18 protein-coding genes and 1 pseudogene are annotated in these 23,815 nt (G+C 40.4%); 3 read left to right on the forward strand and 16 right to left on the reverse strand.

What is annotated here, in order from left to right:
• Positions 1 to 169 precede the first annotated feature (169 nt).
• The 11 genes and pseudogenes from metF to QM409_RS03700 all read right to left on the reverse strand — a co-directional run bounded on the left by metF (position 170) and on the right by QM409_RS03700 (position 13,931).
• Positions 170 to 1,036, reverse strand: a complete 867-nt coding sequence (gene metF / locus QM409_RS03650) for a methylenetetrahydrofolate reductase [NAD(P)H] (protein ID WP_049516293.1) — start codon at positions 1,034 to 1,036, stop codon at positions 170 to 172.
• Positions 1,037 to 1,138: 102 nt separating this feature from the next.
• Entirely contained in the window at positions 1,139 to 3,388 is a 2,250-nt protein-coding gene (metE, locus tag QM409_RS03655; RefSeq protein WP_414305362.1) for a 5-methyltetrahydropteroyltriglutamate--homocysteine S-methyltransferase, read from the reverse strand.
• 351 nt (positions 3,389 to 3,739) lie between these two features.
• On the reverse strand, positions 3,740 to 4,033 hold the full coding sequence (locus QM409_RS03660) for a helix-turn-helix domain-containing protein (RefSeq protein WP_000797746.1): 294 nt from the start codon (positions 4,031 to 4,033) through the stop codon (positions 3,740 to 3,742).
• A 185-nt stretch (positions 4,034 to 4,218) separates the two neighbouring features.
• Entirely contained in the window at positions 4,219 to 4,584 is a 366-nt protein-coding gene (locus QM409_RS03665) for a TIGR02328 family protein (RefSeq protein ID WP_371483942.1), read from the reverse strand.
• Positions 4,568 to 4,972: a YbgA family protein gene (locus tag QM409_RS03670; protein WP_414305361.1), complete on the reverse strand. Its 405-nt coding sequence runs from the start codon at positions 4,970 to 4,972 to the stop codon at positions 4,568 to 4,570. The genes QM409_RS03665 and QM409_RS03670 overlap by 17 nt, the downstream gene beginning before the upstream one ends.
• Positions 4,973 to 5,064: 92 nt before the next feature.
• Positions 5,065 to 6,665, reverse strand: a pseudogene (locus QM409_RS03675) (type I restriction-modification system subunit M).
• Positions 6,666 to 6,712: 47 nt separating this feature from the next.
• Positions 6,713 to 7,291 carry a hypothetical protein gene (locus tag QM409_RS03680; RefSeq protein WP_153208870.1) on the reverse strand — a complete coding sequence of 193 codons (579 nt, stop codon included), beginning with the start codon at positions 7,289 to 7,291 and terminating at the stop codon, positions 6,713 to 6,715.
• A 10-nt stretch (positions 7,292 to 7,301) separates the two neighbouring features.
• A complete protein-coding gene (locus QM409_RS03685) occupies positions 7,302 to 8,480 on the reverse strand; it encodes a restriction endonuclease subunit S (protein WP_414305360.1) in 1,179 nt (392 codons plus the stop codon).
• A 102-nt stretch (positions 8,481 to 8,582) separates the two neighbouring features.
• Positions 8,583 to 8,867, reverse strand: coding sequence for a hypothetical protein (locus tag QM409_RS03690; protein ID WP_414305359.1), 285 nt, complete (start codon positions 8,865 to 8,867; stop codon positions 8,583 to 8,585).
• Complete coding sequence (locus QM409_RS03695; protein WP_414305358.1) at positions 8,848 to 10,914, reverse strand: hypothetical protein; 2,067 nt, start codon at positions 10,912 to 10,914, stop codon at positions 8,848 to 8,850. The genes QM409_RS03690 and QM409_RS03695 overlap by 20 nt, the downstream gene beginning before the upstream one ends.
• Before the next feature lie 26 nt (positions 10,915 to 10,940).
• Positions 10,941 to 13,931: a type I restriction endonuclease subunit R gene (locus tag QM409_RS03700; RefSeq protein ID WP_414305357.1), complete on the reverse strand. Its 2,991-nt coding sequence runs from the start codon at positions 13,929 to 13,931 to the stop codon at positions 10,941 to 10,943.
• A 147-nt stretch (positions 13,932 to 14,078) separates the two neighbouring features.
• Here QM409_RS03700 and QM409_RS03705 point away from each other — a divergent pair, with 147 nt between their 5' ends.
• The gene (locus QM409_RS03705; protein WP_175880592.1) at positions 14,079 to 14,696 is read left to right on the forward strand and encodes a TVP38/TMEM64 family protein; all 618 of its coding nucleotides are present in this window, start codon (positions 14,079 to 14,081) and stop codon (positions 14,694 to 14,696) included.
• Positions 14,697 to 15,015: 319 nt separating this feature from the next.
• Here the strand turns inward: QM409_RS03705 and scrK are convergent, their stop codons facing one another.
• Both scrK and QM409_RS03715 read right to left on the reverse strand, forming a co-directional pair.
• Positions 15,016 to 15,903, reverse strand: a complete 888-nt coding sequence (scrK, locus tag QM409_RS03710) for a fructokinase ScrK (RefSeq protein WP_414305356.1) — start codon at positions 15,901 to 15,903, stop codon at positions 15,016 to 15,018.
• A gap of 149 nt (positions 15,904 to 16,052) precedes the next feature.
• A complete protein-coding gene (locus tag QM409_RS03715; protein WP_414305355.1) occupies positions 16,053 to 17,990 on the reverse strand; it encodes a sucrose-specific PTS transporter subunit IIBC in 1,938 nt (645 codons plus the stop codon).
• A gap of 379 nt (positions 17,991 to 18,369) precedes the next feature.
• Here QM409_RS03715 and QM409_RS03720 point away from each other — a divergent pair, with 379 nt between their 5' ends.
• The gene (locus QM409_RS03720; protein WP_414305354.1) at positions 18,370 to 19,824 is read left to right on the forward strand and encodes a sucrose-6-phosphate hydrolase; all 1,455 of its coding nucleotides are present in this window, start codon (positions 18,370 to 18,372) and stop codon (positions 19,822 to 19,824) included.
• A complete protein-coding gene (locus tag QM409_RS03725; protein ID WP_414305353.1) occupies positions 19,805 to 20,770 on the forward strand; it encodes a LacI family DNA-binding transcriptional regulator in 966 nt (321 codons plus the stop codon). Before QM409_RS03720 ends, QM409_RS03725 begins: the two co-directional genes overlap by 20 nt.
• Before the next feature lie 35 nt (positions 20,771 to 20,805).
• On the opposite strand, the gene QM409_RS03730 is transcribed toward QM409_RS03725, so the two are convergent.
• The 3 genes from QM409_RS03730 to QM409_RS03740 all read right to left on the reverse strand — a co-directional run bounded on the left by QM409_RS03730 (position 20,806) and on the right by QM409_RS03740 (position 23,815).
• Positions 20,806 to 22,080, reverse strand: coding sequence for a hydroxymethylglutaryl-CoA reductase, degradative (locus QM409_RS03730; protein ID WP_049502042.1), 1,275 nt, complete (start codon positions 22,078 to 22,080; stop codon positions 20,806 to 20,808).
• Complete coding sequence (locus QM409_RS03735) at positions 22,080 to 23,252, reverse strand: hydroxymethylglutaryl-CoA synthase (protein ID WP_414305352.1); 1,173 nt, start codon at positions 23,250 to 23,252, stop codon at positions 22,080 to 22,082. Before QM409_RS03735 ends, QM409_RS03730 begins: the two co-directional genes overlap by 1 nt.
• Before the next feature lie 113 nt (positions 23,253 to 23,365).
• The gene (locus QM409_RS03740) at positions 23,366 to 23,815 is read right to left on the reverse strand and encodes a threonine/serine exporter family protein (RefSeq protein ID WP_004239205.1); all 450 of its coding nucleotides are present in this window, start codon (positions 23,813 to 23,815) and stop codon (positions 23,366 to 23,368) included.

Consider the following 23,815-nt stretch of genomic DNA (forward strand, 5'->3'; position numbering starts at 1 on the left):
TACAAATCATTAGATAAGACTCTCGGTTTAAATGCATTATTTTTTAATACCCTCATCTTTGTATCAAGTACGTACAGAGTCTATTTTATCATATTTTTCTTAAAAAGTGCGGTCTTTACCATTAAAAAGGAACCATTCCCCTCACCTGAGAAGAATGGTTTGCTTTTTATTATCCTAGAGACTGATGATTAAACAAGGCATGAGTTGCTTGGTGGATGTATTTTGCTGTTTCAGCATTGTTCATGGTGTAAAGATGCACACCTGCGACATCCTGGGTTACCAAGTCCACGATTTGGTCCACCGCATAGGCAAGTCCTGCTGCTCTGAGCGACTCAGGGTCATGCTCATACTTGTCTAAGATGGCTTTAAATTTACGTGGAAGATGGATATTCTCACAAGTCTTCAAGAGGCGAAGAGCCTGATTTCGATTCAGAATTGGCATAATCCCTGCATGAATAGGAACATCAATCCCAGCCAAAATGCATTTGTCTTGGAAATCATAGAAGCGCTCATTGTCAAAGAAAAGCTGAGTCACAAGACTGGAACAGCCTGCATCCACTTTCTTCTTAAGATTTTGAATATCTGAAATCTGATTTGGTGAATCCGGGTGACCTTCTGGATAACAAGCACCAACAATATCAAAGTGAGGAGCTTGTTCCTTAATGAACTCAATCAAGTCAGTTGCGTAACGGAAATCCTTCTGTGGCTCCACATCAGGAATAATATCCCCACGAAGAGCCAAGATTTTCTGCACGCCAACCTTGTCCAAGTCTGCAATGGTTTCAGCAACCATGTCTTTGGTCAAATAAATGGCTGGCAAGTGAGCAATAGTCGGAATCGCCAAGTCATTTTGGATAAAGTCAGCCAAACGAACCGTCGTTTCCTTGATATTAAATTTATTATTGCTGGCAGTTACACTGATAAAGTGAGGAGCCAACTCCTGCATATCTTGAAGAGCAGAAATAATTTTATCATTACCCACGGCTGGGTTGGGAGGGAACACTTCAAATGAGAGTGACGGTGTTTGGCGTGACATAGTCATTATCCTTTTCTAGTTGATTTTTTCGTTAGCTGGACTCTTAGAATCCAAGTGAAACAGGCAGATTGACCAAACAGTGCTTCCAGAGAAATCCTTATCTTACAATTTCTCACGCGCAGCTTTAGCTGCTTCAACAAGGCGAATCAAGCTTTCTTTTGTTTCTGGAATACCACGTGTTTTCAAACCACAGTCAGGGTTGATCCAAACTTTCTTGCTTGGCACTTTAGCAAGGATGGCTTCGATTGTGTGGTCGATTTCGCCTTCATTTGGCACACGAGGTGAGTGGATATCGTAAACCCCAGGTCCCACTTCTGTTTGGAAGTTTTTCGCTTTGAGTTCGTCCAAGATTTCAAGGTTTGAACGGCTAGCCTCAAATGAGATAACGTCTGCATCCATGTTGTCGATAGCTGGGATGATATCTGTAAATTCTGAGTAACACATGTGAGTGTGGATTTGAGTATCTGGCGCTACTGTTGAGTGTACCAAGCGGAAGGCAGGAATTGCCCAGTCAAGGTAGTCTTCGTACCAGTCGCTACGACGGAGTGGCAATTTTTCACGAAGAGCAGCCTCATCGATTTGGATGATTTTCACACCAGCAGCTTCAAGGTCAAGCACTTCATCCTTGATTGCAAGGGCGATTTGAAGAGTAGAATCCTTGATAGAGATGTCTTCACGTGGGAATGACCAGTTGAGAATAGTTACTGGTCCAGTCAACATCCCTTTAACAGGTTTGTTTGTACGGCTTTGTGCATAGCTAGACCATTTAACAGTGATAGGGTTAAGACGAGTTACATCACCCCAGATGATTGGTGGTTTCACCCCACGCATACCGTATGATTGTACCCAACCATTTTTAGAGAAGAGGTAACCTGACAAGTTTTGACCGAAGTACTCAACCATGTCGTTACGCTCAAATTCACCGTGAACAAGGACATCAAAGTCGATATCTTCTTGCCATTTGATCCATTCGTCGATCGTTTCAGCAAGGAAAGCATCGTACTCTTCTTGAGACAATTCACCTTTACGGTAAGCCAAACGTTTAGCACGAACTTCTTTAGTTTGAGGGAATGAACCGATAGTTGTTGTTGGAAGAGCTGGAAGTTTGAAAGCTTCTTCTTGGATAGCTTCACGTTCTGCAAAGGCTGGTAAACGAGTGTAGTCTGCGTCTGTCAAACCAGCGATACGCGCACGAAGTTCCGCATTTTCACCAACACGCTCAGTCGCAAAGAGTTCTTTGTTAGCTGCAAGTGCTTCTTCACCTTGACCTTTGCGGATAGCATCCAAATCACGAATCTCATCCAGTTTTTCAACTGCAAAGGCAAAGTGGTTCAAGATTGCTGGTTCAAATTCTTCATTAGCAGTTGTAAATGGCACATGAAGAAGTGAGCATGAGCTTGTCAAGACAATGTTTTCAGCTGGAATTTGTTCAAGAACAGCCAAGCTCTTTTCGTAGTTGTTACGCCAGATGTTTTTACCATTGACAATACCTGCATAAAGAGTCTTGTCAGCTGGGAAACCACCTTTAACGAGTTCAAGAGTTTTCTTACCTTCAACGAAGTCCAAACCGATAGCATCAACTGGCAAGTTTACAAGATCAGCGTAAACATCACGAACGTCTCCGAAGTAAGTTTGAAGCAAGACTTCAAGACCTTTTTTGTCAGCCAAAAGTTTGTTATAGAGGTTCAAGAAGAGAGCTTTTTCTTCGGCAGTCAAGTCTTTTACAAGAGCAGCTTCATCCAATTGGATACGAGTCGCACCAAGTTCAGCCAATTTAGCAAAAACTTCTTGGTAAGCAGCTACTAAGCTGTCTACGAAGTCTTCTGCTTTCACGCCTTCTTCAAAGTCTGACAATTGAAGGAAAGTGAATGGACCTACAAGAACAGGACGAGTGTTGAGACCAAGTTCTTTTGCTTCTTGGAACTCATCGAAAATCTTGTGACCTGCAAGTTTAACTTGAGTGTCTTTTTCAAATTTAGGAACGATGTAGTGGTAGTTGGTGTTGAACCATTTCTTCATTGGAAGGGCGCGAACGTCTCCTTTTTCTCCTTGGTAACCACGACCCAAAGCGAAGTAGCGCTCAAGATCAGACAAGTCCAAGTTTTGAACTGAAGCAGGTACCACGTTGAAAAGGAAAGCTGCATCTAGGAAGTTGTCATAGTGAGAAAAGTCATTTGATGGAATTTCAGTGATGCCTTTTTCTTTGACAATGTTCCAGTGTTTAGCACGCAATTCTTTTGCTGCTGCCAAAAGTTCTTCTTCTGAGATTTCTTTTCTAAAGTATTTTTCAGTTGTAAATTTTAATTCGCGGAATTCGCCCAAACGAGGGAAACCGATGATTGTAGTTGACATGATGTGTCCTCCAAAATTTGTTGTTGAAACTATCTTAACAGAAAAGAATGCGTCTGTATAATTGTAAAAAATTAGGCTTTGATATAGTTTGAAACTATATCTCTGTTTGAGACAAAAGAAAAAGACTTGAGACAAATGCCTCAAATCCTTTGTATAGCTTGTTTTTGGCTGTATTTTAGTTGGAATACTCAAATACGTTATTAGTAATTCTTATAAGTGACTATGACTTGTTATTAGAAAAGACTATAGGTTGATTTTTCTTTTGTAATTCTGATATTTCCTGAAAAAGTGCGGAAGGGAGGTAAAATTATCTAGTGGATGATTTTAGCCAACCAAGTAATTTCATCCCTATCAACTCTTTCTCTGTTCAAGTGGGACGACTGCTAGTGTCTTTCCTAAACTGGCTAGGACTTTTAAGACTGTGTCCAACTGAGGACTTGTCTTTCCTGTTTCCATCCTAGCTATGACAGGCTGGCTTACTCCACTGAGTTCTTCTAGCTTTTTCTGACTGATTCCTTGTTCATGCCTAGCCTCAATCAGCTCACTCATAATAGCCACTCGCATATCACTTTCAAGAATTTCCTCCTTGGTAAAGAGTTCAGAGCGTACATCCTTCCAGTTACTTCCAATAGCACTATTCTTCATCACTTAACCCTCTTTCTTTTAAGTCTTTCAGTTCACGCTGTGCTCCTTAAAAATTATAACTTAAAAGTTATTGAAAGTAAATCCCAACACTTATAAAAAAAGACCTTAGAAAAATTCCAAAGGTCTCATTTTTATTATTCGAAAAAATTACGAGAAGAATTATAAATTGGAGATAAGCCTAACTTTTACTCCAGCTCTATCCCCTTCTCTCTGAGATTATCCAAACACTCCTCATAGTAGGCATCGTCATGTTCGCTGTAGATGGGACTGGTCAGCTTCTCCTCAGCTAAATCCTCATAAGAAGGACAAATCTTACCACGATAGTTTTTATCCAACCACTCTTGACTAACATTGTAGCCACGGTTAGCCATCTCCTCCATGATTAAGCGATGATAGGCATAGAGACGATAGGGCGAATGGGTAAAAACATAATCTACTGTCGCATGCTTTCTGCCCCAGCCATTGCCACGCAGGGCGCAGCATTCTCGATGTTGCCCCAAAAGTTGAGGACGCGGAAGCTGTGAAATCAAAGCCTCATGCCAAAGTCTCATGGGTTTCTCCTTTCAGTAAGGTCGAATGTTGCAAGTAGGTATTTGGATAGTTTTCCAGCAGATCTCTGGTTTTCGCAATCACATCTTCCTTAGAAGCCTGACCAAAGCGGTAGCGATCCAGCAAAAGCATGTAGTCTTTTCTCTCAGCTTCTGTCGCTTTCTTTTTAAAATAGCCCCAAATATGCTGAAAAGCATTGCAAACCTGACCCCTGTGTTCTGGAATCTGACAGGCACGGTCAATCATCTCTTGAACCTGAATCAGTTCAACCACTTCTTGCTTGAGATACTGGCGAATCTCATTATAAATATTGCTGGAATGGCTCAAAACGAGGTATTTGTTTCTCGCCCAGAGTTGCTGGCACTGGGATTTTTGATTAGTTTGTTCCATCTTTCTCCTTGTTCTCTATCAGTTTCCAGGAAATATGGAAACAAAGTTGTATCTTAAAAATGAGCGAATTATGAGCGAATCAATTACTCTCATCACCCTTTAAACTCTTTCAAAAACTCTTTAAGTTCAGCATCGGCTTCTGGTGTAGTTCCGTGGAGTTGACCGAGCATTTCAAGTAGAGAAGCTGTTTGGTTTTGGATTGCTTGATTGGTCGTGTTAATCTTGCCAACAATATCTGTCAGTGGTTCGACTTCTTCTTCCTCAAAGGTATCTACATAACGAGGGATATTGAGATTATAGTCATTTTCGACGATTTCTTCATAGCTTGCCAGATGGGTAAACTTGTCAATCTCCTCACGAGACTTGTAGGCTTCCAGAATCTTCTCGATATGAACATCTGTCATGATATTCTGGTTTTTCCCTTTATCAAACTCCTTAGAGGCATCGAAAAAGTAAACATCACGGCTGGTACGGTTCTTTTTGAGAATGATAACCGTGGTCGGAATGCTGGTATTAAAGAAGATATTGGCTGGAAGACCGATAACCGTGTCAATAGCTCCTTCTTCTAACAAGGCCTTGCGAATGGTCCCTTCTGCATTTCCACGGAAAAGAACCCCATGAGGAAGGACGATAGCCATAACTCCATTATCCTGCTGAGGTGGTAGTAACCATGCAAGAGAAAGGCAAAGTCAGCTTTGGATTGGGGTGCCAGTTTCCCAAAAGGAGAGAAACGAGGATCCGCCATAAAGCCAGAACTAGCAGACCACTTGGCTGAGTATGGAGGGTTCATGAGAACACCGTCAAAGTTGGTCGGTTCTTGTGTCGGCCAGTCTTCATCCAGTGTATCGGCATTGTGGAGAAATTGATTCTCAACAGGAACACCGTGTAGGATCATGTTCATCCGAGCCAAGTTATAAGTCGAAGTATTGAGCTCCTGACCAAAGTAGACCACTGTCTGCGGTTTATGAGAGTATTTCTTGGCATTGAGCAAGAGAGAGCCAGAACCCATAGTCGCATCATAGAGGGTAAAGCCTAGCTGATCCTCACGACCCAAAAAGGCAATCTGAGTCATGAGTTTGGCAACAGGCTGAGGTGTATAGAACTCACCAGCCTTCTTACCCGAGTCAGTCGCAAACTGACCAATCAGATACTCATAAGCATCTCCCAGCATATCACCAGCATGACCAGCCACATCTAGCACAGCCAACTCTTTCATGACCGCCGCCACCGTTTGGTTTTGCTTTTGCGGAGTCGCCCCTAGCTTTTTGGAATAGAGGTCAATATCTTCAAAGAGGTTTTCATAAAGTTCGTCACTCTGCTCGATATCACGAAAACCCTGAGCCAAGTCTTCCAACTGGAAAGTCCCCTCATTAACACGTGCTACAAGAGCCGTAAAGGTCAACTCAGGCTTGATACTATAGTTGAGTTCGTCCTTCATGACTGCAAGAAGATCCTCGTGGGTGTCCGCATCCTCATAGTAGTTACGATAGACCTCAAGGGCAGCCTCTAGACTCTCACTCCCCTCCTCCATAGTCTCCGACACGAAAAAGAGCATCTTATCTGACAGGTACTTATAAAAGACCATCCCCAAGAGATAGGACTTATAGTCGTTGGCATCCATCTTAGAGCGGAGAACATCCGCTGAGTTCCACAGGGCTTGGTAGAGCGACTGGGACGTTTGTGTTGTTTCCATAATGTTTCTTTCTATCCTTAATCGTTTCAACAATACATAAAAATAGTTTAATTAGTTTTATCCAATACAATTGCTTTAAACTCTAAATAATCATATTTTGTAAATATATAATTCAATTGTGGTATATACTTATTCACTTTTACTATAGCGTTTAGCTCCATTTCTGTTAACGTATCTAATCTATAAGTTGCAAATTCTCTTGTGTCTTCTATTATATTGTAACAGATATCGTAATAATATCTTGAATAACTTTCGAAAAATGGTTGAAAAGACGTATTTACACAACGATTATACAAGGCTATCATCTCATTCAATGGTTCATCACAATATTTCAGAAAAGGTCGTATCATTCCACCTTTTTTAATCCCCATACCCTTATAGCGTGTTTCTAATTTTTTAATGAATGGCAAATACTTCAAATAGTAATAATCTATTTCAAACTTTTGATTCTTAAGTTCTTCTTTTAAAATAGTTTTAAATTCTTTTTCAAGAGATTTTTTAAAATTTACTCTATCCCAAAATACAAATGCCAGAATTCCTAATATTACAGTCGCAACAAAACCTAGAGCAGCATAATAAGTATTAGTTAGTGAATTTACTGTGTTTAATAATTCTTCATTACCCAAAATTAATCTCCTATATAAACATATCCTGCAAAAGTTTCTTTTTCAAAGTCTCAAGCTGAGAAATTTTTTCTTGGTAAGAGTTGATGAGGTTATCGAGGTTTGAAAAATAAGAGCCTATGGCACATTGTTCCTCTATTGAAGGAATAAATATCTTTTGATTTTTTACAATATCACTATTGAGATTTACTTGACTTCCTGGTTGACCATATCGATTCCATTTTTCTCTAAACATTTCTAGCCATTGAAACATAAATTCTCTATCAAATTTTGGGTTCATAAAAATTAAAAATCCATCATGTACGCCAGTTTTAACATAGTTAATAACAGGTTTTCCCACAGTGGCAGCAATACTAAGTAATAAATGAGGTTCCCCTAGAACTCGTGTTTTTTCTTGACCTAATTTTGATATTTTTTGTCCCAAACTATGAATTCTACCATTCTGACTTGTCACATCAGAGATACGTAACCAGCCAATTTCTGAATTTGAATCAAACCATTTTGGATCTTGTATTGGTCTAGGAGAAGCACCTCGTACAATATCAGCTAATTCCCCTATACACTTTTCAACCCACTCACCTTCAAATCCCTTCAAACGAATCTCAGGAACTGTCTGTCCAGCTTCGGGAAACATCTTGGAGAGCATGGTAGCTTTGAGAGATTGGTAGTTTGCAAGATTGTCCTTATAGTTAGACAGAAGATTATCGAGGGTGCGGAAAAGGGATCCGATGGCGGATTGTTCATCTTGACTAGGTAAATAAATTTCAATTGATTTTATATCACTTGAATTAATACTCTCAAAAGTTGAACCCGTAGATAGTTTAGACCAATAGTTAAATTGTTTCATTCTTGACAATAATTGAAATATAAACTCATTTCCTTTTATTGCCGCTACCCCACGTCCGAGAACTACATTATAATCTGTCTTACCTATATCTCCAACAGGTGCTCGAACACTTAAAATTAAATCACCTTTTTCGGCTAACTTTGTAATCTGTGTTGTCCATACTCTTGGTACAACTCTTCCGTTCTGCATATCTGCATTACCTTGTACTAAGATATAATCATTTGGATTATCAGTATAGTTTTTACTATCAGGTGATTGTCCCATGACAATAGGTGCTGTTTCTGTCAACTTAACATTTTCCCAAACATCATTATATTTTTTGAATCTTATTTTTAATTGTCTCATTTTAATTTTTCAATACCATACTTGGTTAATCTACTACGACTTTCCAAAGCTCTTTAAACTGATTAAACCTAATGTTTGGTTCTCTATGTTGAGTATTCATTTCTAATCCTCAATTTTTGGAAATTGAGAATTAATTTCCTGGCGGATATTCTCAATATTTTCACTAAATTCTTTGATTTTCCTAACAATCTGGTCAACAATCTCTTGCTCGATAGGATTCTTGATATTTGCAATCATCTCTTCATCAGGAAATTCTATTTCATCTTCTGATTCATAAATTGAGTTAAAAATTTCTACCAAATCATCCTTACTTAAATCTTGTAGGCTAATCATCTTTTCTCCAATATTAAAGAAACAGCTTTTGCCATCAATGGTTAAGATTTCCATATATTTCTCCTTTTTTATGATATGTATCTATTCCGGCTTCCATAGCTTCAACGAACTTTTCAAAACTACTTTCGGAATTGAGCTTTGAATCACTTATTTTATTCGAACTAAATTCACCAGTTAAAACAGTGTATTCATTTTGTTCATTTTTAGTTGTTACCACTAAATAATCTGGTTCTAAAAGTGTACCTAGAGTAGAATTATGTGTTACAACAAAAACCATTCTATGTTTTGCTAGCTCTTTTAAAGCACTGTTTAATTCTGTTTGAATATAAGCATTGTCTAATGACGACTCAGGTTCATCTATCAAAATTACATTTTTCTGTCTTGCTTCGTTCAATCTCAACATTAATGCAAATCCTACTGCTTGACCTCCAGAAGCTGGGGTCCCGTCTGAGTCAAGAAGCTTAACTTCCTTATGCATAAAATATTCCGCAAGGTTAGCACTATTATAAAATTTTTTATTTTTAAGATTTTTTAAAAAAGTAATATAGTTTTTAGACAAATAAGGCTTTATCAAATCTTCTTGAACACTCTCTTGTGTAGCAAAGTCTGCTCTAAATTGGCTAGCATTTTGAAATGGGAGCAGATTTACAATAATTTGATAACCATGAATCTTTTCTCTTTTTAGCTCGGTAGTCGTAATAACTTTTTCTAAAAAAGAAGATATACTTTTCTCAATTTGTTTTTTCTTGATTACCTTGCTTATTTCAATATCTTGAACATTTCTTATGCCAGTTTGACTAGTTAAAAATTCTTTTGAGTCTCTTAAAATCAAATTCACGTTTTCTCTAATAGATTTTGCTTTATTTTTTTCAATTAATTTTTCTCGCAGTTCATTATAAGTATCAATAAAAAAATTTCGTTTAGATTGTGAATTTTCAAAAAGGTTCCATATTCGTTCATTCTTAATTAGCTTTAATAAAGAATTCAAGCCTTCTTCAATGTACTCAGTAGTTTGAAGTTCAAAAGGTGCTTCTTTAAAAAGGTTAAACTGTTGTAACTTACCTTTTCTATCAAGATCGCTTGCATATTCTTTTACACTATCTATATATCGTTCAATCTCTTCATCATAGTTTTTCTCAATACTATCCAGATAGTTACTTATAGAAAGAAAATGCCTGTTATATTTTTCTTTCCAGTTTTCAAAGGCTTTATTTCCCTGTTCCTTTCTTTGCTTTTCAATATAAGTATCAGCCTTAGCTGTTTCAAACTGCGCTATTTCATAAATTTCTTCCTTATCGAACTGTTTTTTTATCTGCTCAAGAAAATGAGTCTTCCCTGTTCCTCTTTTACCAACAACCAGATTCAAACCAGTTGATAAGTTATGCCCATCAATTTCAACCACATCCTGTAAGTTGTCTCTTGTTAGACTTACTTTACTCTTATCAGTAATACAATTTTTAATTTCTAAAAAACTACAATTATCAATCTGAATATATGTACTCTTACTCTTTAGCTTATCTATATCGTTCCTATCAGGATCACTATCAATTTCAGTAGCATGTGCATCACTAAATAAAACAGGAGTTAAACTATCTTCTTGATTCTTAATAATTTGAAACTGAAATTGATTCCGAACTCCACCTACTGCAGTAACTCCATGTAGCTCAGTCGGTATTTCGTCTATTCCTTTACTTTTACCCAACTCAAATATATATATTCCCTGATTCCAATTTTTCAAATTTGTAAACAATTCATCAATTGTTATGCTTAAATTTTGATTCACATGTTTCTCTTGTAACCAATTAGAAAAATCTGTTAACTCATCAACCATACTTTCAGGAAAAACAATGTTAACATGAAATTTTTCCAAAGCTAATTCCATTCCTGGAAATACAACAACTGGCTCTCCGTTTCGAGCTTTCAACAAGTCTCCCTTAACCCGAACATAATTATCTTTATCAAATAAATCATGATTAGTGATTGCAACAGCATCTAAATTTGCTTCATTCACATACTTTATTAACCATTCTGAAGAATAAGTAAACTCAGAATCTTTAATGGATGGTACTGTGTGAATATGAAAATCAATTTTTTTAACCATATAATTAATCTCCCTTTATTTATCTCTTACCTCCCAACCCTCAATGGCTCAATGACTTCCTCCACCAGTTGGGTATAGGCTTCCTTGATTTGTTTTTTATAGAGGAGAGGATTAAGGGCATCCGCCACCTCTAGTTTATAGTCCTGATAGCGCTGGCTCTTAGTCAGCTGGCTTTCTCCTAGTTGTTTTTTAGCTCCCTTACGGTAGTGTTCGACATAGTAACGGAGTTCATCCTCTCCGACATACCAACGCTTACTAAAGACTTGAATGTGTTGCTGGATGACCGCCTCAATCATCTGATCCAAGATATTTGCGATAGACTGACCACGATAGCTTTCTGGATGTTCTTGAACTTCTCTCCACAGTTCAGTGATGATCTGAGCAAGATTTGGATTGGTCTTCTCAAGACTCTGAATATAGTTATCCACGGCTTCCTTATCTTGAGAGCTTAGGTGCTTTTCTTGACTTTGACCTTGTTCAATCAGGCTTTGGATCAAGGTTAGGATATAGGCATAGTTGATTTCGTCCACTTGGATAGACTCCAGTTCATAGTGGATATCAAGTGGCTCTCCATCGTCATCATCCTCTACTCGACTTTTTAATTCTGCAAGGACATTTCGATAAAGACCCAGATACCTTTCCAACTTCTCTCCATCAAGTCCCGTCTGACTGTAAACTTCTTCCTCATCATACTCTTTATACACTCGGATAGAGGCTAGGTACTTATCAAGAGCTTGATAGGTTTTAGCTAGTTTCCTCAACTCAGGCGTAGAGACTTGCTCAAAATCTAGACCATTCACATAGTCATCAGTAGCAAGATTTTTGAAATCACTGCAACTCCGTAAAAAGTTCCTCTTTTCCTCTTCCCAGCTTGGAGCTAGAACCTCGTTTTCACCACCATTTGAGTAGAGTTTGAGGGCACTATCTACTGCTCCCTTAAAGGCTAGGGGCTTTTGGAAGGTGATGATATGACCATAGGTCTTACTGCTATCAAAAATACGGTTGGTTCGGCTAAAAGCCTGAATCAAGTCCTGCGGTTGCATGGGTTTGCGGTCGATAAAAATAGTTGACAGACAAGGGGCATCAAATCCCGTTAAGAGACGATTGACAACGATGACTAAGTCCAACTGCTCATTGCGATAGAGGTATTTGTCCTGCTTTCGAGCTAGGCGGTTATTGACATCCGTATTAAAGCCACGAAGATCCGACATGGTAAAGTGGGTATCAAACTCTTGGTTATAGTCTTCTAAAACCTGCTTCATGTGGTCTTGATTAGCTCTTGACTCTTCTTCATTTTCAGTGACCGAGTAGGTGATGGTCGCCTTTGGAAAGTCTGGAAGAACCTGCTTGACTCTTTCCGATACCTTAACCCTCGTCTCCCCAGCCTTGACCCGTTTGAGCAGGTCATAGTAGGCTTGGGCTTGAGGGATGGATTTGACGGTCAGGATGGCATTGTAGGTCTTACCTACTCCCTTTTGGAAGCCTAACTGTTGACGGGATTTATTGATAATGGCATCCAAGACTTCCAGCATATGCTCCTCATTCTCATACACGGTATCTGGTATGTCATTTTCGGATTTATCCGTGATGAGGGTATTGCGATAATCCACCTTAAAGCCTAAAACTGCTCCATCATGGATAGCTTCCTTGACTGTATACTCATGGAGACGGTCTCCGTACTGTTGCTGGGTGGTTTGGGCTAGATCGCCCACTTGCTGGCGTTTATTTTCCTTAAAAATAGGTGTGCCTGTAAAACCATACCAGAGAGACTGTGGGAAAAAGGCCTTAATGTCTTTTTGTGTTTGAGGTGTTACGGCACGGTGGCATTCATCCACGACAAAGGCCACTCGGATACCCTTGATTTTGTCCGCATCTCTTTGGTAAAGACCTTGATCAAACTTACGCATCATGGTGATGATTTTCTGGATGGTCGTTACCACCACACGCTTATCATTACTTCCTAGTCGCTTGACCAAATCATGGGTATTATCCGTCTCATCAATATCAATGACATCATTGGTCGCATAGGAGAGAAAGGACGAGGTAGTCTGTTGGTCCAAGTCTCTGCGGTCAACGACAAAAATCGTCTTTTGGATGGAAGGAATCTGGAGGAGATTCCGAGCTACCTTATAAGAAGTCAGGGTCTTACCTGAACCTGTCGTATGCCAAACATAGCCTGATGCTTGCTGGCGAGAGGCTTCTTGCACTGCTTCGATTGCATGGATCTGATAGGGGCGCAAGAGGATGAGAGCCTTCTTACTATCATCAAGGACAGAATACTGCATAACCATCTGGTGGGCACGAGGGATAGAAAGAACCTCGTGAGCAAAACTCGTCAAGCTTGTTATGGGTTGGTTGTCCTTATCCACCCACTTGGTTAGAAATTGCTTGTTGAGTTTATTTTCCCTAGCCGCAGCGATATAGCGTGTGTCTACTTTATTGGTCACAACAAACATCTGTAAGCTAGAGTAGATGCCACGGAACTTGCCTTCACGGTCATATTTTTTAATTTGATGAAAGGCATCTAAAAAAGCAACTCGGGGACTTTTAAGCTCAATCTGAATCATGGGAAGGCCATTGATCAAGAGGGTCACATCTAGCCTACGGTCTTGATCCTGAGGATTTATCTTATCTCTCTCGACTTGGTTGACAACCTCATAACTAGACTTACCAGCTGCGATATTATCTCGCCAAATGACAGATAAACGGATAGTCCCCAAACTAGCATCTTCTCTCTGAACCTCAACCTTGGCAATGCCATTTTCGCCGACCAACCACTTGGCCGCATCATAGTAGCTAATAAAGTTCAGTTGATTCTTTATCTGGCGTTTTTCCTGTTCTGTCAGGGGATGATCTGCCAATAGAGCCACATTGTTCTGGGCTAGCTTTTCAAAAAAATTTTCCCATAATTGCTCTTCTGTTTTGAGATCTTCTCTGTATGTCCATTGACTTTCCCCAGTTACCAGTTGGCTGATCAGTTGTTTTTCTATCTCCAATTCTGGTTTTACCTGTATCATACTCTCTCCTTTGCTACATGTCTGCTCCCTTTATTATAGCATGTTTAGCCTCAAAATCCATCACTCTTCCTATAGCAAAAACACTCATTCCCCCTTTCTCCTCCAAAATATGGTATAGTAGAGTTATACTATCTATGAGGAGTTTACATGTCACAGGATAAACAAATGAAAGCTGTTTCTCCCCTTTTACAGCAAGTTATCAACATCTCATCGATTATCGGTGGGGTTGGGAGTTTGATTTTCTGTATTTGGGCTTATCAGGCTGGAATTTTACAGTCTAAGGAAACCCTCTCTGCCTTTATCCAGCAGGCAGGGATCTGGGGGCCACCTCTCTTTATCTTTTTACAGATTTTACAGACTGTCGTTCCTATCATTCCTGGGGCCTTGACCTCGGTGGCTGGGGTCTTTATCTACGGACACATCATCGGGACTATCTACAACTATATCGGCATCGTGATTGGCTGTGCCATTATCTTTTATCTGGTGCGCCTCTATGGGGCTGCCTTTGTCCAGTCTGTCGTCAGCAAGCGTACCTATGACAAGTATATCGGCTGGTTGGATAAGGGTAATCGTTTTGACCGTTTCTTTATCTTTATGATGATTTGGCCCATTAGTCCAGCTGACTTTCTCTGTATGCTGGCTGCCCTGACCAAGATGAGCTTCAAGCGCTATATGACTATCATCATTCTGACCAAGCCCTTTACCCTCGTGGTTTATACCTACGGTCTGACCTATATTATCGACTTCTTCTGGCAAATGCTTTGACACATAAAAAATCCGTTTGGTTTCCCAAGCGGATTTTTAGAGCGTAGATTGACTATAGCTTGATACTAAATATATTTCGGTATGGAAATCATGCCTATTTTTCGATAGTGAGGCAAGGACTTACCTAGCCTTTCCGCCGTGATAGAAACACCTGAAATCTAATAGTTTCAGGTGTTCGGAAACTTTGAGACATTAGGCTCAAAGTTTAGGTATGGAATTTCGAAGAAAGTCGCTACCGTCCGTAATCACTTAAGGAAAGGCTCAAAAAACATTGTCTTCAAACAAAAATCCGTTTGGTTTCCCAAGCGGATTTTGTGCTTTATTTTGAAACTTCTTTTGCAAGAACAAAGTTTCCAAGTGTAGCAGAACCATTTCCTGCGACTGCTGGCGTCACGATGTAGTCACGTACATCTGGTACTGGTAGGTAACCATTTAGAAGAGCTGTGAATTTCTCACGGACACGATCCAGCATGTGTTGTTGAGCCATAACTCCACCACCAAAAACGATTACGTCTGGGCGGAAAGTCACTGTAGCATTAACCGCAGCCTGAGCGATATAGTAGGCTTGAACATCCCAGACAGAGCTGTTGAGTTCAATATTTTCACCACGAATACCTGTACGAGCTTCCAGACTTGGTCCAGCTGCAAAGCCTTCCAAACATCCCTTGTGGAATGGACAAACACCGTTGAATTCTTTTTCAATATCCATTGGGTGTCTAGCAACATAATAATGACCCATCTCAGGGTGACCCACACCACCGATAAACTCTCCACGTTGGATAACACCAGCACCGATACCTGTACCGATTGTGTAGTAAACCAAGTTTTCGATACGACCACCAGCATTGTTACGGGCAACCACTTCACCATAAGCAGAGCTGTTTACGTCTGTTGTGAAGTACATTGGCACGTTGAGGGCTCGACGAAGGGCACCAAGCAAGTCCACATTTGCCCAGTTTGGTTTTGGAGTCGTTGTGATAAAGCCATAATTTTTTGAGTTTTTATCAATATCAATCGGCCCAAATGAACCAACTGCAAGACCAGCAAGGTTGTCGAATTTTGAGAAGAACTCAATGGTTTTATCGATTGTTTCGATTGGAGTTGTTGTTGGAAATTGTGTTTTTTCTACAACGTTAAAGTTTTCATCACCGACAGCACAGACAAACTTTGTACCGCCCGCTTCCAAGCTTCCATATAATTTTGTCATGATAAACCTCTTGTTTTTATTTTCTTTATTATAGCATATTTCGAAAGTCTAAATTTCTCTATTTTTTAGATTTTCCTCTGTAAATCTTACCATTCAAGCAAAAACGAACAAACATGTCATTTGTTCGTTTTCACATTAGAGAGGATTGATTAGATTTTCACTTCGATCACAGCATCCCCCTTCGCAACTGAACCTGTTGCGACTGGAGCTACTGAAGCGTAGTCAGCTGTATTTGTAACGATAACCATTGTTGTATCATCAAGACCAGCTGCAGCAATTTTGTTTGAGTCAAAGGTTCCAAGAACATCGCCAGCTTTAACCTTATCACCTTGAGCAACTTTTGCTTCAAAACCTTCACCATTCATAGATACAGTGTCAATACCAACGTGGATCAAGACTTCAGCACCATCAGTTGTTTTCAAACCAAAAGCGTGTCCTGTTGGAAAGGCGATTGAAACTTCCGCATCAGCTGGTGCATATACCACACCTTGACTTGGTTTCACAGCGATACCTTGGCCCATAGCTCCACTTGAGAAGACTGGATCATTGACATCAGCAAGAGCGACAACATCACCGACGATAGGAGTTACAAGTGTTTCATTTTGAAGAGTATCAGTCTCTTCCACTACTGGTGCTTCTACTGTAGGTTCAGTAACTGTTTCTGCAGTTGCTGTGGCTGCTTCATCAGCAAAGACACTAGCTGCTTTTGTTTTCCCGTAGAAATAAGTGAAAGCAAAGGCGGCAACAAAGGACATAATTTCCGCAACTATATACATAGGGATTGAAGCAGCCTTAATAGAAAGGAATCCAATAAATCCAGCCGCTCCCAATGAAACTGCAATAACGTGAGTTAAACCTGCTACGAAGGCACCAATTGCTGAACCAGCAAGGGCGCAGAAGAATGGGAATTTGTATTTCAAGTTTACCCCAAAGAGAGCAGGTTCTGTAATACCAAGGAAGGCAGAAACAGCAGCCGAACTTGACAATCCTTTTGTTTTAGCATTTTTTGTCAAGAAGTAGATTGCAAGAGTAGCCGCACCTTGTGCTACGTTTGCCATTGAAGCAACAACAAAGATGTAGTCTCCAAATCCAGTACCGTTATTATTGTAAGCAGACAACAATTGTGTTTCGATTGCTGGGAATGATTGGTGAAGACCTGTCATAACGATTAGTGAGTAAGTTCCACCAAATAGCCCCATACCAAAGGCACCTGTTGTGTTGTACAACCATACAATCGCATTTGTAATCGCATCAGACACAACCAACATAACAGGACCGATAACTGTAAAGGTAAGGAATCCTGTAAGCATCACTGATAAAAGCGGTGTGAAAGTGAAGTCAACTGCAGATGGCAATTTCTTGTGGAAGAATTTTTCCAAATTTGCTAACAACCAGACTGCAACAAGGACTGGAATAACTTGATAAGCATAGTTTGTTTGTGTAACATGGAAACCTAAGATGTCCCAGAAGGCTTCTTTCCCACCCAAATCTGGAGTGGTCATAATCATACCAATTGCAGCACCAAGGAATTGGTTTGCTCCAAAGCGCTTGGCTGCTGAAATACCAACCAAAACAGGGAGGAACATAAATGGAGCAGCAGACATCAATTGAATCATAGCTGAGAAGCCTTTGATAGCAGGATACATATCTTCAATTGATTGAGGTCCAAACAAGTCTGGTGATGTCAAGAAGTTGCGTAAAGCCATCAAGAGACCACCTGCAACTAAGGCAGGGATAATAGGAACAAAGATATCTGACAAAAGTTTAATCAAGTCCATCAATGGATTGAACTTTTTGTCTTTATTAGCAATCTCTTTCAAATCATCTGTCGAAACTTCTTTCAAACCAGTTTTCTTGATGATTTCCGCATACACGAAGTTAACATCACCAGGACCAATGATAATTTGATATTGTCCGTTAGTGCTAAAAGTTCCCTTGACATCCGCATTATTATCTAGAGCTGCTTGATTCACTTTTGATTCGTCTTTCAATACCAAACGAAGACGAGTTGCACAGTGGGCTGCAGCTACAAGATTATCCTTACCGACAGCCTCAATGACCTCGGCAGCAACTTTACTATAATCCATAGCAAAAATCTCCTTATATAAAATTTTGTTCTTGTTTGAAAGCGATTTTATCCGCCCTTACGACTATTATTTTATCATGTTTTAGAAATATGTCAAGCGTTTTGCAGAAAAAAATATTCTATCCACTTAGTAAGCTTGCTTTAGATTGATTGATTTTGACTGTTTTAGCAGGCATTCCTTAAAAAATAAGTTTAAAATCTTATTTAAAAGGGTTTTGTTTCATTATCTTTCATATTTTCCTGAAAATTTGATTGATTTCCTGCATTTATTTTGTGATAAACGTTTGACAGTTTTTTCTCTTTTTTAACATAAAAGGCTTGCTTTTTTTTCCGAAAACGGTTACTATTAAAAGTGATAAGATTTTTGGAGGAATGAAAGAATGGAATGGACTACTGAGCGTCGTTACAGACTTTATCAAGATTGGACGCAAGCAGAAATTCAACATATAAAGAAAAATATGGCACAATCTCCATGGCATACTCATTACCATGTTGAGCCAAAAACAGGACTTCTCAACGACCCAAATGGCTTTTCTTACTTTGATGGGAAGTGGATTGTTTTTTATCAAAACTTTCCTTTTGGTGCAGCCCACGGTTTGAAATCTTGGGTGCAATTGGAAAGCGAGGACTTGGTTCACTTCACAGAAACTGGAGTCAAAGTTTTGCCTGATACTCCATTAGATAGCCACGGTGCCTACTCTGGTTCTGCTATGCAATTTGGTGATCAGTTATTCCTATTCTATACGGGAAATGTCCGTGATGAAAACTGGATCCGTCACCCTTACCAGATTGGGGCCTTGATGGACAAGGATGGTAAGATTACGAAGATTGACAAGAACTTGATTGACCAGCCTGCTGACTCAACTGACCACTTCCGCGATCCGCAAATTTTTAATTTTAAAGGTCAATATTATGCTATCATCGGCGGACAGGACTTGGAGAAAAAAGGCTTCGTCCGTCTCTACAAGGCTGTAGACAACGACTATACAAACTGGCAAGCCGTTGGCAACCTTGACTTTGCTAACGACCGTACTGCCTACATGATGGAATGTCCAAATCTGGTCTTTGTAGGGGAACAACCTGTCCTTCTCTACTGCCCACAAGGATTGGATAAGAAAGTTCTAGACTACGATAATATCTTTCCAAATATGTATAAGATTGGGGCTTCCTTTGACCCTGAAAATGCTAAAATGGTAGATGTGTCTCAACTCCAAAACATGGACTATGGTTTCGAAGCCTATGCAACTCAAGCCTTCAACGCTCCTGATGGACGCGCTCTAGCTGTTAGCTGGCTTGGCTTGCCTGATGTTTCATATCCATCTGACCGTTTTGATCACCAAGGAACCTTCTCTTTGGTCAAAGAACTGACTATCAAAGATGGCAAACTCTACCAATACCCTGTCGCAGCTATCAAGGACCTTCGTGCTTCTGAAGAACCTTTCTCAAACCGTTCCAAAACCAAGAACACTTACGAACTTGAACTCAACTTGGAAGCCAATAGCCAGAGCGAGATTGTCTTACTTACTGATAAAGAAGGCAAGGGACTTTCCATCAACTTTGACCTTGTAAATGGTCAAGTAACAGTGGATCGTAGCCAGGCTGGTGAACAGTATGCCCAAGAATTTGGAACAACTCGTTCTTGCCCTATCGAGAATCAGGCTACTACTGCTACAATCTTCATCGATAACTCTGTCTTTGAAATTTTCATCAATAAAGGAGAAAAAGTATTTTCTGGTCGTGTCTTCCCACATGCGGACCAAAATGGTATCCTAATTAAATCTGGAAACCCAACTGGAACTTACTATGAATTAGATTATGGTCGCAAAACTCACTGATGTCGCCAAACTTGCAGGCGTCAGCCCTACTACCGTTTCTCGGGTTATCAATAAAAAAGGATATCTCTCTGAGAAAACCATTCAAAAAGTCAATGAAGCCATGCGGGAATTGGGCTATAAACCCAACAACCTAGCTCGTAGTCTGCAAGGAAAATCGGCTAAATTAATCGGCTTGATTTTCCCAAATATTTCCAACGTTTTCTACGCAGAATTGATTGATAAGCTGGAACACCAACTCTTCAAAAATGGTTATAAGACCATCATCTGCAACAGTGAGCACGATTCTGAAAAGGAACGTGAATACATCGAAATGTTGGAAGCCAATCAGGTAGACGGCATCATTTCTGGTAGTCACAACTTGGGAATAGAAGACTACAATCGCGTGACAGCACCAATTATTTCCTTCGACCGCAATCTGTCACCAGATATTCCTGTCGTCTCCTCTGACAACTATGCTGGTGGGGTTCTTGCTGCCCAGACCTTGGCTAAGACAGGCGCTCAATCTATCATCATGATTACAGGGAACGACAATTCTAACTCACCAACTGGACTACGCCACGCTGGTTTTGCATCTGTACTCCCCAAAGCTCCTATTATCAATGTTTCCAGTGACTTTTCTCCAGTCAGAAAAGAAATGGAAATCAAGAATATCTTGACCCGTCAAAAACCAGATGCCATCTTTGCTTCGGATGACTTAACAGCTATTCTGGTCATTAAAATTGCTCAAGAACTGGGCATTTCTGTCCCAGAAGAACTCAAGGTCATTGGCTATGATGGTACATACTTTATCGAGAATTACTACCCTCAACTGGCTACTATTAAGCAACCCTTGGAAGAGATTGCCTGCCTTACCGTTGACCTCCTCTTGCAAAAGATTGAAGGTAAGGAAGTCGCAACAACAGGCTACTTCTTACCGGTTACACTATTACCAGGAAAAAGTATTTAAGTACAAGAAAACTCAGACCAATTCGTCTGAGTTTTTTATGATCTCAAGTTTTCTAGATAACGCTGGGCAGTCTCTAAGTTAAAGGTTTTATCTGCGATGAGGCGCTCGACTAGGGGAGCTACCTCGGATTCACTAGCACCTGCGAGAAGTGCCAAGGATTTGGCCTGCAATTTCATGTGACCTTGCTGAATTCCTGTGCTGACCAAGGCTTTGAGGGCCGCAAAGTTTTGGGCAAGCCCGATAGACACGATAAGCTGGGCTAATTCTTTGGCAGAAGGATTTCCCAGTAGTTCATGACTGAGGGCTACACGAGGGTTGAGACCGATAGAGCCGCCCTTGGTCGCCACAGGCATGGGCAGGGTCATCTCACCGACCAATTCTTCTCTTTCAAGGTCCAGCGTCCATTGACTAAGACTTTGGTAATGTCCATCTCGACTGGCAAAGGCATGGGCCCCGGATTCGATGGCACGCCAGTCATTACCAGTAGCAATTAAAATGGCATCAATACCATTAAAAATCCCTTTATTGTGAGTAGCTGCACGATAAGGATCAGCCTGCGCAAACTGGTTAGCTAAAGCTATTTTCTCCGCAATTTCTCGTCCTTGGTCCTTCTGGCGGCTCAAGTAACGAAAGGCGATGCGACAGCTTGCAGTCACCAGAGAATCAGTCGCGTAATTAGACAGGATTCCCATAAGACTCTGTCCCTGACTGAGTTCTTCTAAGACTGGTTTCAAGGCTTCCAGCATGGTGTTGAGCATATTGGCTCCCATAGCTTCCTGGGTATCGACATGGAGATAAACAACGAGAAAGTCAGTTTCGCCTTTTATCTGCTCTACATGCAAATCACGCGCCCCACCCCCACGTTTGACGATAGAAGGATAGGCCTGATTGGCAAGTTCCAAGAGCTCAGTCTTTTTGTTTGTAATCTTCTCTTGAGCTTGTTCAGGTTCAGCAACTTGATAAAGGGCTACCTGACCAATCATCCGGCGCTCATGAACCTGAGCAGTAAAGCCACCTGCTCGCTTGATGATTTTACTGGCATAGCTGGCCGCAGCAACCACTGAGGGTTCTTCTGTCACATAGGGAACTGTGTATTCCTGACCGTTAACGAGAACCTCTGGGACTAGCGAATAAGGCAGAGAAAAAGTTCCCACTACATTCTCACTCAGCTGGTCTGCGACAGTCACACTAATCTGTTCACCCTGCTCTAGACTAGCTTGCTTCTCAGGACTAAGGAGCGCCTTAGCTTTTAACAGCTCAAGGCGCTCATGGTATGATTTTTTAGAAAATCCATTCCAACTTATCTTCATTATTTTTCAACCTTGCTATAACGGCGTTGGTGGTCCACAATTTCAACCAAGGCAAACTCTTGATTTTCATAGCCAGCAAACTGGGCAGAATTTGTTTCATCTAAGTCTACTTCCTCAAAGAAGACTTTTTCATAGTCTGCAACAGACAGGGCAGTTCGTTGGTTGAGCTTGTTCAAACGGTCTTTATCCAGATAAGCTTCATATCCTTCAATCAATTCACCACTGAAGAACTCAGCTACAGCCCCACTTCCGTAACTATAAAGGGCAATTTTATCCCCAGCCTTCAAGCTATCTGTATTTTCCAAGAGAGACAAAAGTCCAAGGAAAAGCGAACCTGTATAGATATTCCCCACCTTTTGACTGTAGAGAATAGACTGGTCAAAATGGTTTTGCAAGAGGTCTTTTTTCTCTTGAGGCATGCTCTTATCCATGATCTTTTTCAAGCCCTTTAGTGCTAATTTAGGATAAGGCAAGTGGAAGCAAACAGCCGCAAAATCATCCAAAGTAAGCTGGTAGCGTTTTTGATATTCAAGCCAAGTCGTTTTCAAACTATCCAAGTATTGCTGGGTAGAATAAACACCATTTACATAAGGCGTTGTCGAGTAATTTGGACGCCAGAAATCCATGATGTCACGAGTCTGAGCCACATTGTCATTATTAAAGGCCATAATGCGTGGATTCTGTGTAATCAACATGGCCACACTTCCGGCACCCTGAGTTGGTTCTCCTGGAGTTTCAATACCGTACTTGGCAATGTCACTGGCAATGACCAAAACCTTGGACTCTGGAGAATTTTCCACATGCAATTTGGCATAATGAAGGGCAGCTGTCGCTCCATAGCAGGCTTCTTTAATCTCGAAACTACGAGCAAAGGGCTGGATGCCCAGCAAACCATGCACAAAGACGGCTGCAGCTTTACTTTGGTCAATTCCTGACTCAGTAGCTACAATGACCATATCAATTTCTGCTCTTTCTTGCTCCGTTAAAATAGAATCACTTGCACTGGCCGCCAAGGTCACGATATCCTCAGTTAGGGGCGCAATACTCAATTCCTTGAGTAAGAGTCCTTTACTTAATTTTTCAGGGTCAATTCCCCTCGCTTCTGCTAAGTCTTGTAATTTCAAGACATATTGACCGGTCGCAAAACCAATCTTATCAATACCGATTGTCATATTTACCTCTGTTTTATCATTCATTGTAAAAAATCGTTCTATACTATTTTATCACAAATAGCAGTAAAAGAGAGAAAAAAGACTTGATTCACCAAATCAAGTCTCTTGTTAGTCTAACGATTATGCTGTTTTCGTAAGTAAGAATACAGTCTAAGAATCACTGTTCCGCTAGCCATTCCAATGGAAATCACCAAAGCCAACATAACAACCAAGGTTGCACTAGCAATGGCATGACTGTAATCTCCCGTCACAAAAAAGGCAGTTGTCCGATAGGAGAGATAACCCGGAACCAGAGGTGCCAAGATTGCCAAGATAAAGACTACAGCAGGTGTCTTATAAAGAATACTTAAAATCTGGCTGACACAAGAACCGATAATGGCTGCAATAAAAGTAGCCACAATAACATTGGTCGGTTCCTTGAGCAAAAGATAAATTAGCCAGACAGCCATGCCCAAAATTCCTCCTGGTAAGAGCATAGAACGTTGAACATTGAGTACGATTAAAAAAGTGATTATAGCAAGAAGACTTGCTACTGCTTGTAATAAAAAGGTTGTTAGTGTCAT

Source organism: Streptococcus mitis, assembly GCF_047465045.1.
GTDB lineage: Bacteria > Bacillota > Bacilli > Lactobacillales > Streptococcaceae > Streptococcus > Streptococcus mitis_DT.